11 protein-coding genes are annotated in these 14410 nt (G+C 45.3%); 8 read left to right on the top strand and 3 right to left on the bottom strand.

Translation table 11 applies throughout. From position 1 onward, the window contains the following. The first annotated feature begins 8 nt into the window (after window positions 1-8). From LU276_RS09395 to LU276_RS09405, 3 genes are all read left to right on the top strand, one after another. Window positions 9-875, top strand: a complete 867-nt coding sequence (locus LU276_RS09395; protein ID WP_284673464.1) for an OmpA family protein — start codon at window positions 9-11, stop codon at window positions 873-875. Window positions 876-1141: 266 nt separating this feature from the next. Next, entirely contained in the window at window positions 1142-1864 is a 723-nt protein-coding gene (locus tag LU276_RS09400) for an ABC transporter permease (RefSeq protein WP_284673572.1), read from the top strand. Further along, complete coding sequence (locus LU276_RS09405) at window positions 1861-2568, top strand: ABC transporter permease (protein ID WP_284673573.1); 708 nt, start codon at window positions 1861-1863, stop codon at window positions 2566-2568. The genes LU276_RS09400 and LU276_RS09405 overlap by 4 nt, the downstream gene beginning before the upstream one ends. A gap of 61 nt (window positions 2569-2629) precedes the next feature. Here the strand turns inward: LU276_RS09405 and hslO are convergent, their stop codons facing one another. Beyond that, window positions 2630-3529, bottom strand: a complete 900-nt coding sequence (gene hslO, locus LU276_RS09410; RefSeq protein ID WP_284673574.1) for an Hsp33 family molecular chaperone HslO — start codon at window positions 3527-3529, stop codon at window positions 2630-2632. A 229-nt stretch (window positions 3530-3758) separates the two neighbouring features. On the opposite strand from hslO, the gene LU276_RS09415 reads away from it, so the two are divergent. Beyond that, complete coding sequence (locus LU276_RS09415; protein WP_284673575.1) at window positions 3759-5111, top strand: FAD-dependent oxidoreductase; 1353 nt, start codon at window positions 3759-3761, stop codon at window positions 5109-5111. A 210-nt stretch (window positions 5112-5321) separates the two neighbouring features. After that, on the top strand, window positions 5322-7166 hold the full coding sequence (gene glmS, locus LU276_RS09420; protein ID WP_284673576.1) for a glutamine--fructose-6-phosphate transaminase (isomerizing): 1845 nt from the start codon (window positions 5322-5324) through the stop codon (window positions 7164-7166). 122 nt (window positions 7167-7288) lie between these two features. Here glmS and LU276_RS09425 read toward each other — a convergent pair whose 3' ends face one another. Then, on the bottom strand, window positions 7289-8035 hold the full coding sequence (locus tag LU276_RS09425) for an endonuclease/exonuclease/phosphatase family protein (RefSeq protein ID WP_284673577.1): 747 nt from the start codon (window positions 8033-8035) through the stop codon (window positions 7289-7291). 227 nt (window positions 8036-8262) lie between these two features. On the opposite strand from LU276_RS09425, the gene LU276_RS09430 reads away from it, so the two are divergent. From LU276_RS09430 to pdxH, 3 genes are read left to right on the top strand one after another with little or no spacing between them, the layout of a single operon-like run. Beyond that, window positions 8263-10365 (top strand): M3 family metallopeptidase, encoded by a 2103-nt coding sequence (locus LU276_RS09430; RefSeq protein ID WP_284673578.1) that lies wholly within the window; start codon window positions 8263-8265, stop codon window positions 10363-10365. After that, complete coding sequence (locus LU276_RS09435; protein WP_284673579.1) at window positions 10365-10601, top strand: YheV family putative metal-binding protein; 237 nt, start codon at window positions 10365-10367, stop codon at window positions 10599-10601. Before LU276_RS09430 ends, LU276_RS09435 begins: the two co-directional genes overlap by 1 nt. 12 nt (window positions 10602-10613) lie before the next feature. Further along, entirely contained in the window at window positions 10614-11246 is a 633-nt protein-coding gene (pdxH, locus tag LU276_RS09440) for a pyridoxamine 5'-phosphate oxidase (protein ID WP_284673580.1), read from the top strand. A 242-nt stretch (window positions 11247-11488) separates the two neighbouring features. Here the strand turns inward: pdxH and plsB are convergent, their stop codons facing one another. Further along, a complete protein-coding gene (gene plsB, locus LU276_RS09445) occupies window positions 11489-14101 on the bottom strand; it encodes a glycerol-3-phosphate 1-O-acyltransferase PlsB (RefSeq protein WP_284673581.1) in 2613 nt (870 codons plus the stop codon). Between the last annotated feature and the right edge of the window lie 309 nt (window positions 14102-14410).

Genomic DNA, 14410 nt, shown 5'->3' on the forward strand with positions numbered 1-14410 from the left:
AACATGATATGAATAAAAAACATACCGCATTGTTTGGTGTGATGTTGATGGCGATGACGCTAACTGGTTGTGTTTCAACTTCTGCTTTGGAAGTTGAAACAGACACAGAGGTTGAGTTTCCAAAGATTGATGATGCTGTTGTTTCATCAAATAACTATAAAGGCTCACGGGCTAATTGGAGTAACATTGCTCAGATTGAACATGGCATGAGTAAAGATCAGCTGTATCATTTGATTGGCTATCCGCATTATCATGAAGGCTTGTATGGTGTTTATGAATGGAATTACATCTTTAATTATCGTGATCAAGTAGGTGATTACAGACAATGTCAATTCCAAATTCGTTTTGATAAAAACAAAACCATCAATGCCATGTACTGGTCTGCACCTGAGTGTGAAGAGAAAGTAAAACAAGCAGGTTTGCTACACACTCAAGCAGTGATTCAAGACATCGTTCAGCAGATGCCATCTTCGCCTGCGACACCAACAGAAACTTTTGCCTTGCAAGCAGATGCTTTATTTGCTTTTGATAAATCAGGTATAAAAGATATGTTACCAGGTGGTCTGACCAAACTTGATGAGCTTGCAGATAAGCTAAAAGACTATCAAAGCCAAGGTAAAGTAAAAGCCCATATCATCGGTCATACTGACAGACTAGGTTCAAAAGAGTATAATCTGGCTTTATCAAAAAGTCGTGCTGATACGGTTGCTACCTATCTGTTATCAAAAGGTATTGCATCAGATATACTAAATACCACAGGTGCAGGTGAGTATATGCCAATAAAAGACTGCTCTATCAATGGCACCAAAAAACAACAAATCCGTTGTCTACAACCCAATCGCCGTGTTGAGGTGCAGATTTATGTTGAGCAGTAGTTTTTGGTAGAATTGTTTAAAAAGATGCCACCCTGATGGGTGGTGTTTTTTATACATGGTAGATTGATGCATGGTAAAACAATCTACCACCTTTTATTATGACATAGACCAAAATAAACATTTCATACAATCCAAAATTTTGTTAGAATAGGCAGTTTGGGCTTATTTATTTTTAATGAATGCCCAATTTGTATTTATTCTGATACTTTTTGATATTTCGATAGTTTTATCATTGGCTTTTGGTATTTTTTTAGTAAGGCATTTTTGTGTTTGATTTACACGGCTACGGTCCGATTTTACTCAAAGGCACATGGCTGACCATTCAGCTAGGAGCGACAAGTTTGCTGTTTGGTCTGCTATTTGGTTTGATGGGTGCAGGTGCCAAACTCTCTGGCATCTGGTCTCTGCAGCGTCTTGCTGACATTTATACAACGGTCGTGCGTGGCGTGCCTGAACTACTCATGGTGTTTTTTGTTTATTTTGGGGGCGAGGCATTACTACAACTCATCGCCAATCAAATGGGCTATACCGGTCGCACTGATTTGAGTAGGTTTTGGGCAGGTGTGACGGCATTGTCTTTGATGTTTGGTGCTTATGCCACCGAAGTCTTTCGCATGGCAATCCAAGACATTCCAAAGGGTCAATGGGAATCCGCCCAAAGTCTTGGCATGAGACCTGTTCAGACCATCAGACGCATCATCTTGCCACAGATGTGGCTGGTCGCCCTGCCTGGTCTTGGCAATCTGACTTTGGTTTTGCTCAAAGACACCGCCCTTGTCTCCTTGATTGGTTTGCAAGATTTGATGTACTATGCCACTCGTGCCGTTCAAAGCACCCAACAGCCTTTTACTTTTTATATCGTTGCAGCACTCATTTATTTGGCATTAACCACCGTCATCACTTTACTTTTGACGCATTTTGAGTGGCGTGCCAACCCCGCTGCTCGCTACGCCAAGTCCATGACCAAACACAAAGGGGGGCAAGCATGAGCCTAAATTGGGGTGCTATTATTGACCAACTGCCCACCATGCTACAAGCATCGGTTCTAACCATTGAGCTTGTGGTGCTGTCGTGTTTGTTTGGTTTGATTGTTGGCGTGGTTTTGGGGCTGATGCGTTCATCTAGGCATTTATGGATAAAAGCCCTACCCTTTGCTTATATTTTCTTTTTTCGTGGCACCCCGCTACTCATTCAGATTTTCTTGATTTATCAAGGGCTAGGTCAGTTTGACTTCATCAAAGACAGCTTTCTGTGGGATCCGATTTTCTCCAAAGCCTACTGGTGTGCCATCATTGCGTTTACCCTAAATACCGCCGCTTATATCGCTGAGATTATCAGAGGCTCTATCGCTGCCATTCCTAAAGGCGAGCTTGAAGCAGCTGATGCCATCGGTATGTCAAATACCCAAAAAGTACGCCGCATCATCTTGCCTCGTGCCTTTGGTATCATGATTCCTGCATACAGCAACGAGGTGCTATTTATCCTAAAAGGCAGTGCATTGGCGGCATCCATCACACTGGCGGAACTGACTTATACCGCCAAAAATTTGGGGGCGGTCAATTATCTGCACCTTGAAATGTACACCGCAGCAGGCATCATCTACCTACTGCTTGCGTGGATTTTGATGATTGGTTTTAGACTATTTGAAAACCACATCAATAAGCACAAACGCTACATACCACCAACCACCTAGCATCACAGCCAAACAAAAAGAGCGTTCCAAACGCTCTTTTTTAGTGCCAATACAGCCAAGGTTAAATGAACAAGGCGTTAATTTTCGCCTCATCAAATTGATACGACTGCCCACAAAAACCGCAGTCAAGTGCCAACACGCCACCATGTGCGTCCAACGCATTCAAGGCTTCTTCATGCCCTAACTGCAAAATCGCCCCCTCACTTTTTTGGGCAGAACAAGTACAACCAAAACTCAGCGGATTCGCCTCAGGAGTGACCACTTCTTCTTCATGATATAGACGATATAAAATTTCATCTGCCTGCAATTCTGTCAGCTCATCGGTCTTGATGGTGCCAGTCAATGCACTCATACGCTCCCATAGGTCTGGATCGTTTTCACGGTCTTCGTCCGTCTGCGGTAGTAGTTGCACCAAAATCCCACCTGCCACTTCATCACTGGTGGCAAGTTTTAAGAGAGTAGGAATCTGGGCTGACTGCTTTTGATAATGTGCCAAGCACTCTGCCAAATCATCACTGACACGCTCTACAATGCCTTGATACGCCTCGCCTCGCTCTGGATGGATACTGATGAACAGCACCACCCCCTGCCCTAGCTGACCGAACGCCTGACGACTGGTGTTGATATTCTGCCATGCCTGATTCTCTTTAAAACCTGCTAACGCACGCACGCACCCTGTGTGATCACACTCCGCCATCGCCCATGACAGCAGGCTTGTCTCATCTGATGATTGTAATTGTACAGACAGCCTGCCATTGATTTTTAGAGTACCAATCAATAAACTTGCCGCCACTAGCATCTCGCCAAGCAGTGCTTTGACGGCGGTGGGATAATTTTTTTTGGTGATGATGGTCTGATATGCCTCCGTTAAGCGTACCACATCACCACGCACAGGCGACCGCTCAATAAAAAATCGCTGGCGGTATTGGTTGGCAGAATTTGGGGTTTGAATGTCGGTCATAAGATTGCTTCTTTATTAGATACAGATGATGACTAAATGGGGACGACTTAAAAAAATACAAATCTGCATCCAACGGCTGACCGCCCTGCCATATTTTGTTATGAATACTGCCCATGACTGTGCTAAAATAGAACAAATGTAAGCTGATTTTATGTTTTGGTTTGATAAAATTTTGGCAATACCAAACCAAGCACACACCACCCCGTCACAACAATCAACAAGGTCATTTATGAGCATTAGCACAGACAAACAACCCCATTGGAAAAAATTCATCTGCCTTGCCTGCGGATATATTTATGATGAGCAAGCTGGCGACCCCACCAGCGGACTACCTGCTGGCACTCGCTTTGATGATATCCCTGACGACTGGCATTGCCCTGTGTGTGGCGTTACTAAAGATGGTTTTGAGCCTTATGATGAGCATCAAATCAGCAGTACTGACAGCACGCATAAACAAGGCGTTGTCATCATCGGTGCAGGCTTGGCTGGTTGGAGCGTGGTTGATGCCCTACGCACGCTAAATAAAGACATTCCCATCACGCTCATCTGTGCTGACTTGGGCGACCGTTATCATAAACCCATGCTATCTGTCGCCATCTCTCAGGGCAAGACCGCCCAAGAGCTTGTTCGAACCACAGCGGTACAATCAGCTAAAGACAACCAAATCACACTATTGGCAAACACTGTCGTTACTAGCATTGATACCGCCACACAAACAGTGCATACGCCTAGCGACAGCATAAGCTATGATCATCTGGTGCTTGCCATTGGGGCGACGCCTGCCTATCCGCCTACCATCAACCCAAAAGCGACTTGGCATGTCAATAATCTTGAGCAATTTAGCAAACTACAAACAGCCCTTAACCATCAAGACACACCAAGACACATCGCCATCATCGGTGCTGGCATGGTTGGCACCGAACTTGCCGAAGACCTAATCAATGCAGGGCATACCGTCAGTTTGATTGATGTTAATGCTTATCCATTATCTGCCATGTTGCCTGTGGTGGCAGGCGAACGCATTTTAGCTGCCATCATAAATAAAGGCATCAGTTGGCTAGGTTCAAGCATGGTAAAAGCCATCAGTGAGAACCAATCTGGCGGTCATGACATCACGCTACACGATGGCACAGACAGCGAGCAGACTGTACACGCTGATGAAGTGATTGTGGCGACAGGGCTTGTCATTGACGAGCAACTCCCCACCCAAGCAGGTCTTGACTTTGACAGACGCACAGGCATCGCCATCAATCCTGCTACCTTGCAGACGAGCGTGCCGAACATCTATGCCTTGGGCGACTGCATCAGCATCCATGGCACGCCTTGTCGCTATGTCGCACCACACCGAGCCCAAGCTACCGCCATTGCTTATGAAATCTTGGGCCTACCCCATGCAGGATACGAGCATAAAGCACCAATGATTCGCCTAAAAAATAAGAGCATCAATGTTACCGCCAATGGCAATCCACGAGCAGATGGTGATTGGCATATCATCAAAGATGATAAGGACGAGCTGTCTCTTGAGCTACATGATGGCGGTCAAGTCATCGCCAAAGCCCTACTCAAATCCCCTCAAAGCTAAACTCATCACTCACTCACAACCAAAATGAAACACCTTACACGCCATAAGGTGTTTAATTTTTGTAAATCATTGTCAATTTAGCCCCACACAGCACCAAAGTCCACTATAATAACAAGACCAATAAAAAGCATCTGTGATATTGGTCGTATTCTAAGCGATGAAGCTGTTCGCTTAATTTTTCATTGATTTTTTTGATACTAAGGAATGTTTATGTGCGGTATCGTTGGGGCCATTCGTAGCCAAGCTAATGTTGTTGATTTTTTGACCGATGGTCTAAAACGCCTAGAATATCGAGGCTATGATTCATCTGGTATCGCTGTGTATAGCGAAAATGAAAACAAAATCAAACGGGTTCGCCGTGTTGGTCGTGTGGCACTCATGGAAGAAGCAGCCAAAGCCAAAGGGTTATTTAGCAACATCGGTATCGGGCACACTCGCTGGGCAACGCACGGTGGCGTAACAGAGCCAAACGCTCACCCACACATCTCAGGCGGTACGATTGCGGTGGTGCATAACGGCATCATTGAGAATTTTGAGGCGGAGCGTACTCGCTTAGAAGCATTGGGGTTCCATTTTGAATCCCAGACTGACACCGAAGTCATCGCCCACAGCATTCACCACGAATACACCCAAAATGGTGGTCATCTTTACCGTGCCGTTCAGACTGCCTGCTCTCGCTTTCATGGTGCTTATGCCATCGCTGTCATCACCCCAAACGACCCAACCAAAATGGTGGTCGCTCGCATGGGTTGTCCGCTACTCATCGGTTTTGGCGAGCATGAAGTATTCATTGCATCTGATGTGTCGGCGGTGGTGTCATTTACTCGTCAAGTCAGCTACCTAGAAGATGGCGACATTGCCTTACTTAGTGCAGACGGCATCGAAACCCTGCTAGATAAAGACGGCAACACCCCACAGCGTCAAATCAAAACCTCTCAGCTATCATTGGCAAGCCTTGAGCTAGGTCCATACAGCCACTTCATGCAAAAAGAAATCAATGAACAACCAAGAGCGGTTGCTGATACGGCAGAGATTTTCTTGGACGGTGGCTTTATTGCCAAGAATTTTGGCGAAAATGCCCCAGAGGTATTCTCCAAGATTAACAGCATTAAGATTCTCGCCTGCGGTACTTCGTACTATGCCGCTTTGACGGGCAAATATTGGCTAGAATCCATCGCCAAAATTCGCTGTGATGTTGAGATTGCCAGCGAATATCGCTATCGTGATGTCATCGCCGACCCAAGCGAGCTGATCATCACCATCAGTCAGTCAGGCGAGACACTAGACACAATGGAAGCCTTAAAATACGCCATCAGTGAAGGTCATGAATACAGCCTATCTGTCTGCAATGTCATGGAGTCTGCCCTACCACGCAATAGCACGCTTGCCATCTATACCCGTGCAGGGGCAGAGATTGGCGTAGCAAGCACCAAAGCCTTTACCACACAGCTTGTGATCTTATTTGGTCTGGCAGTAACCTTAGGCAGGTTGCGTGGACACATCAGCGATGAGCAGGTGGCACAATATGGCGAAGAGCTACGCCTACTGCCCGGTAGCATTCAGCACGCCCTAAATCTTGAGCCACAGCTTTCTACTTGGGCACAAAAATTCGCCACCAAACCATCAGCATTATTCTTAGGTCGTGGCATTCACTACCCAATCGCCCTAGAAGGGGCATTAAAACTAAAAGAGCTGACCTACATTCATGCAGAAGCCTATCCAGCAGGCGAGCTAAAGCATGGTCCGCTAGCACTTGTTGATGAAAATATGCCTGTGGTGGTCATCGCACCAAACGATAAGCTACTCGATAAAGTCAAAGCCAATATGCAAGAAGTCGGTGCAAGGGGTGGCGAGCTGTTTGTTCTGACCGACCTTGACAGCGACTTTACCGAGACCGAAGGGGTTCATGTAATCCGTACACCACGCCATGTCGGTGTGCTATCGCCCATCGTTCATACCATCGCCGTACAGCTACTGTCCTATCATGTCGCTTTGGTGCGTGGCACTGATGTTGATAAACCAAGAAATCTGGCAAAATCGGTAACAGTTGAATAGCCCATTAGCCCATACATAAAAAAGGCGAATTGCTTTATCAGCTCGCCTTTTTTATGTCTCATCAAATAACCAAAATACCAATCGCACAGTAACAAAAACTACATGGGCATTTTATAATCAATCTACACCAACCCCACCACCGCACTGATTGGTAGATGGTCGGATAAATTTGACCACGGAATGCCAGCATGAACAGTGGCGTGATGGACTTTTAGGTTTCGTACATAGATGCGATCAAGGCTTAATACAGGCATTTTGGCAGGATAGGTGGCAGGATACGCCCCATGAATGTCATAAAACGCCTCCACCATGCCTAAAGATTCTAAAACCTTGGTTGATTTTTTTGTCCAATCATTAAAATCTCCTGCCAAAATCAAAGGGGTATCTTTGTTGATATTGCCATCAATATAATCAATGATGGCTTGATACTGTTTCACTCTATCCATGTGAAGCAGGTTTAAATGAACACACAGCACCACGACAGGCACACCCCAGCCATCAGGATACACCTCACAATGCAACACCCCTCGCTTTTCTAGGCGAGTTACTGTGATATTGACATTATGCTTGGGGTCAAGTGGGTGGCAAGACAGCACAGCATTGCCATGATGACCGTGTTCGTACTGTGCATTTTTACCATAGCTGTCAGCATATGACAAATACTCACCAAACCATTCATGTTGCGACTGATTAGGATACTCATTAAAAGCAACCGCTCGTTTTAGGTTTTGTCCTTGTACCTCTTGTAAGCACAAAATATCAGGATTAAGGGACTTAATCGCCCCTGCCATACCATCTAGCTTAACAAGGCGATTAAAAGGAGACATACCTTTATGGATATTATAACTGGTAACAGTAATGGGGTTCATGGGGCATGATATTTTTAGCAATAAACAAATCAGTCATTGTAGCACGATTTTTGGCACATTTTTTATCTGACTATCAATTTTATCTCAACTTCAAAGCTCCCAAAAACTGACACCCACAAATAGCACAGCCCAAACCAAAATAAAATCCCCAAAAAACACCGCCCGTCATTGCAAATTGTCCTACTCGCCCTTATAATTTTATAACATTTATTCATATTGGACATACCATGAGCATTGATTTTAACCACAACAACTTTGATTCACGCTTACGCTTAGTAGATTTTAGTAAAGCCAGCCCCCAACAACTTGCAGATGACATTACGCACGCACTTGGTGTTGCTCATGCGTTTTTGGATAAAATAGAGCAAGCAGAAACGGGCGGTATGCCACTTGCCATCATTGATGAATTTGACAGCCTAAACCACGCCATTCATCGCCCTTTTGGTGTGCTATCACATCTCAATAGCGTCATGAATAATGACGAGATTCGCCATGTTCATCACGAGATTTTGCCAAAACTCAGTGAGTTTGGTGTGCGTGTTGGTCAATCAAAACCTTTGTACGACTTGTATAAATCCGTGGAAAGCCAGTTGTCTGACAGTAACGACATCGCTCGTGTGCGTGCTGTCACTCTTGCCTTGCAAGGCTTTGATTTATCAGGAGTGAGCCTACCTGATCACAAAAAAGCCCAATTTGCCGACATTCAAAGCGAGTTGTCGCTACTGTCTGCTAAGTTTTCAGACAATGTGCTAGATGCCAGTGCTGCTTTTGCCCTGCCACTAACACAGGCTCAATTAGACGGCATCACCCCAAGCGGACTTGCCCTATTAAAAGCAGCAGGCGACAACTACAAAGCCAAGCACCCCACAGCCACTTTGCCAACTGACTATGTCGCCACACTGGATATGCCGATGTATCTGGCAGTCATGCAGTACGCCACCGACCGCAACCTGCGTGAAACGCTATATCACGCCTACAACACACGAGCATCTGACCAGATGACTTTTGATGGCGAAAAAGACGGCAAGCCTAGCAAATTTGACAACAGCGACATCATGACACGCATTCTAACCTTGCGTGCCAAACAAGCTGCCCTGCTTGGCTTTGATAACTACACCCAAGTATCGCTCGCCACCAAGATGGCAGATACCCATGAAGAAATTGAAACTTTCTTATTAAATCTTGCTGATAAGGCACGACCTTTTGCTGAAGCGGACTTAGCACAAGTTAAAGACTTTGCCAAAACTTTAGGGATTGATGAAGTCCAACCATGGGACATTCCATTCATCAGCGAAAAGTTACAAAATGCCAAATACAGCCTAGACAACGAGGCAATTCGCCCTTACTTCCCTGTACCTGTGGTGCTAGAGGGTATGTTTAATATCATTGATACGCTGTTTGGTGTACGCTTTATTGCCAAAGATGCACCAACTTGGCATGATGATGTGCAGTTTTTTGAGGTGCATGACAAAGATGGCTTGATTGGCGGTGTTTACATTGACCTATATGCTCGTGCGGGCAAATCAGGTGGTGCATGGTTGTCAGATTTTCAAAACAAGCACGCCACCTTGGCAGGCGATGAGACCCTACCTGTATGCTTTGTTGTAGGCAACTTCTCGCCTGCCGTCGATGGCAAGCCAAGCCTACTGACCCATGACGAGGTTTTAACTTTATTCCATGAATTTGGTCATGCTCTGCATCATTTATTGACCAAAGTCAGTATCGCCGATGTCTCTGGCATCAGTGGCGTGGAGTGGGATGCAGTTGAGCTACCCAGCCAGTTTATGGAAAACTTTGCTTGGGATAGTGATGGCATTGCCAAAATCAGTCGTCATGTCAAAACAGGCGAGCCACTACCTAGTGATAAGCTATCTGCGATGCTTGCTGCCAAAAACTTCCAGTCAGGCTTGCAAACACTGCGTCAGATTGAGTTCGCTTTATTTGACCTGCGTATCCACACAGGTAATCTAGACAACTACGCCCAAATCTTAGACACCCTGCATAAAGTCCGCCAAGAGGTATCGGTCATCATACCACCTGCCAATAACCGCTTTGGTAATGGGTTTGCCCATATCTTTGCAGGTGGTTATGCTTCAGGCTATTATTCTTATAAATGGGCAGAGCTGTTATCGGCAGATGCTTTTGGCTTGTTTGAGGCGAATGCCGATACCGTAGGCGTGCTAAACCCTGCCATAGGTCAAGCGTTTTATCATCATATCCTAGCGATGGGCGGGTCACGCACAGCCAAAGAGAATTTCATGGCCTTTGCTGGGCGTGAGGCACAGATTGATGCCTTACTGCGTCATAGTGGCTTTACCGAGGCGGCGTGATGCGTTATCAATCCAACCGTCCAAAACGCCAGTTTCTCGCTGGCGTTGCCTGCCCAAAATGTCGCACCATGGACGCTATCGTACAGATTCAAGTTTTTCTCCCTGAATTTGACGAATGGATAGAATGCACTGCCTGCAACCACAGCGAACGCCGTCCCACCATCGATGAGACCGCCACCATGCGTGAACAAGATGGTTTCACACCTGATGGCGTGGGCGTGGTGAAGTTTAAATAAGTGAGCAACATCATGAACCTGCACGACATTCGAGAAGAATACAGCAAACAAGAGTTGGACAAATCACACTGCCATGACCACCCCATTGAGCAGTTTAAGATTTGGTTAAACGAGGCAATGGCCACTAAGGTCAATGAGCCTACTGCCATGAACATCGCTACCATTGATGCCAACGGTCGCCCAAGTAATCGCATGGTTTTATTAAAAGAAGTCAATGATGACGGCTTTGTGTTTTTTAGCAACTACCACAGTCGCAAAGGTCAAGCATTATCACACAGCCCTTATATCGCCATCACTTTTTTTTGGGCAGAATTAGAACGCCAAGTGCGTATTGAAGGCATGGTAGAAAAACTTGATGAGCAAGCATCTGATGAGTATTTTAACAGTCGTCCCTACACCAGTCGCATCGGTGCATGGGCAAGTGAACAAAGCCAAGTCATCAGCGACAAATCCGTCATCGTCAAGCGTGCTGCCATGTTTGGCATCAAACACCCCCTGCATGTGCCTCGACCAACACACTGGGGGGGCTATCTGGTGCGAGCAGATGCCATTGAGTTTTGGCAAGGTCGCCCCTCTCGCCTGCACGACCGCATTCGCTATCGCCTAGATGGCGATGATTGGGTGATTGAACGCCTTGCTCCTTAGGCTTGTGCATCATTAATAGCAACTGCGATATAGGCTGTAGAATGTGTAAACTAAAGCCCGACAGCTAAAGTAAGACTAGCGAACGGCTCTACATCAAGATACAGCTTGTCAGATATATCTGGCATTGTTAAAAGCACACACCAATCAAAACAGGCACAAAAAGTAGCAGTCAAAAATTGGTTGACCCACCCAAGCATACAAAAAAATAAGGGCGGATATACGCCCCGATTTTGCCAACTGCTCTATGACCGCTTTGACTTACCAAAAATATTCTTAGCATTCATCTGCTCGATGGCGGTTGCGATGTCGCCATCATTTAAACTTGCTGTATGGCGAAGCAACTGCATCATGTCAGGAGTTAATACAAACTTGGCATTTTGGGCGATATTATCAATCCGCTCATCAAAGACCACCACACCTGTGTCATCCATCCGTATGTAACCTAGACGCTGCAAGGTGTCAATAAAACTTGTGAACAATGCCTTATCAAACATATCTGGCAAATCATCTGCATATAACACCGAGATTCGCTGTCCAAGTACATGGCACAGATTAACCACTTGCTCTGCCGTCAAGCGACCACTACCCTGCTCTGATAATAATGCTAATGCCATAAAATAGCGTTCAAGACTCTGCTGAGCGGCACTTGCCAATACGATGAGTTGTTGATAGCTATCCGAGTTGGTCTCAGGCACACCCAGAACACCATCACCCAAATCCACAATAACCGCTTCATCAATCAGTACAGACAAGATTTTATCGGTTAGCTTGCCAGTATTTTTTAGGGCGGTGTTTAAGAATAATTCGGCTTGCAAGAATGGATACATCAGCTCAACAATGGCGTCTAGCTTACTACGATAAATGCGACCATTACGCTGTACCAATGCCGCTAAAAAACTTGCCATGATGAACACATGCAAAATGTTGTTTCTAAAATAGCTCAGTAGCGGTGCTTGCTTGTCTGCCACACGAATCATATCACCCAAGACATGGGGCGTGCGTTCGATGAGTTTTAATTTTTCACCATAAGCTATAATCTCTTTGGGCGATAAATCCGTAATATAGGTATCTGCATCATAAGGTAAGGCGTTGGCGATGCGTTGATACAGGGCAAGCTGTTCGGTGCATTGCTCTTCATCTAAGGCGGCTTTTGGTGTGGACAACAATACCAACGCCAAAAGCGATACAGGATTAACCACCGCAGATTTATTGATATTTTGTAATACTTTTACGCCCAAGTTTTGTACCATGGCGTGGGTATTTTTGATGTTTGTTGGGCTTCGGTCTTGGGGCTTGACCGAAAATTTGGTTATAAAATCATCTAAATAAAGCGGTTCGCCAAAGGACAGATTCACCGTGCCAAAGACACGCTCAATCTTGCGTGCAGCTTTTAAAATCCCTAGCCAGTTTTCAGACTCCTTTGGTTTACCCTTTAGCTCACCCACATAAGTTGCCCCCTCCATGATGCGTTCATAGCTAATGTAAGTAGGGATAAATACCACCGGTTTGGCAGGCTCACGCAGATGGCTGTTTACCGTCATCGCCAACATACCCAGCTTCGGTGGCAACAAGCGACCCGAACGAGAACGCCCGCCTTCGATGAAATACTCCATCGGCACCGCCCTTTGCATCAGGCTATGTACATATTCTTTAAACACCGTGCTATAAAGAGCATTGCCTTTAAAGCTACGACGCATAAAGAATGCTCCGCCATTTCGTAGCATCTGACCAAGCACAGGAATATTTAGGTTCTCGCCTGCGGCAATATGCGGAATACGAAGCCCTCGCTTATAAATCACATAAGATAACAGCAGATAATCCATGTGACTGCGATGGCACGGAACATAGACGACCTGATGGTCAGGAGCAAGTCGTCTGACTCGCTCAAAATTACGCACCTCAACACCATCATACAGACGAGTCCATAACCATGTCAAAAAATGGTCAAAAAATCTTAACACCGAGTGCGAATAATCGCTAACGATTTCGTTAATGTAGCCTGCTGCTTCTTTTTTAACAGCAGCGATGGATTTGCCAGATTCTACTGCTTGCTTTTCGATGGCAGCCAACACCACAGGTGATGATAAAATTTTTCCCGCTTCGTTGCGTCTATCGGATAAATCAGGGCCAACGATACTGGTGTGTTGCTTATCCAAAAACCCTTTTAACCTTAGATGAATGGTGCAAGGTAGATTGTCGCTCACCCCTGCTTTGGCATCTTTGATGAGTGTTTGTAGTGATTTAGCTTCAGAGAATCGCACAAAGGTATCACGCCCCATGACACCGATATTAAACAGCTGTTTAGGAATGCTAGGCGAACGCCACTCATCAGCAAACAGCAAACGAAACATGGATTCTTCTTTATCAGGGGCACGCCCCCACAAGATGGTAACTGGTATCAAATTAACATCAAAATCAGGATTATTAAGACAAATCTCAACCAGTCTTTGTAAGCGTGGAGAGACACTTTCTTCACGGTCTTTGTTACGCCCACGCAAAAAAATCATCGCAGATGACTCCGCCAAAAGCAGATGATTGACCTGTGCCAAGGCTGATGGCAACTCCAGCTCATCTGTCATCATGCCCACCAACAGACTGTTTGAACGAGAGTAATCTCGTATCACATAAAAAGTCGGATTGTCATTGTCAATAACAGGTGCATGACCTATCACGGTCGGCTTAACCATCAAAGACAGGCTTTTTGCAGAGGTTTTGCGGTAGGCATTTGGACTCTCCCCTGTCTTTTTTGGGGTGGTTTTGGTGGTATCATGCTCATCATGTGCCGTCAGTGGCGATGCAGTTTTTTTTCCAAAACCTAGTAGGTTAGTCAATTTTGATTTGGGCAGTTTTAACATGGCTTGAATGTGTCGTTATGATTGGTGATATTTTACCATTTTTTATGGCATTGGGCGACAAAAGTTATCAAGAAAATCACCGAAATAATGCTATAATAATGCACATTTGTACACATTTGTTATACTATCAAGGCAAGGACTCTGTTTGGTGGCAGATTGGGTAAATTGTTGGCAACCCTACGCACACAACCGTATTTTCGGCTATTTTTTGGATAGCATTCCCCAATCAGTCAGATGATTCATGTAAAATTCATACACAAAAAGGCAATATAATTACCCCCATAAATATTGACAATAGAAAAAGGCAAT

The sequence above is a fragment of the Moraxella haemolytica genome (assembly GCF_030177935.1).
Taxonomy (GTDB): Bacteria; Pseudomonadota; Gammaproteobacteria; order Pseudomonadales; family Moraxellaceae; genus Moraxella; species Moraxella haemolytica.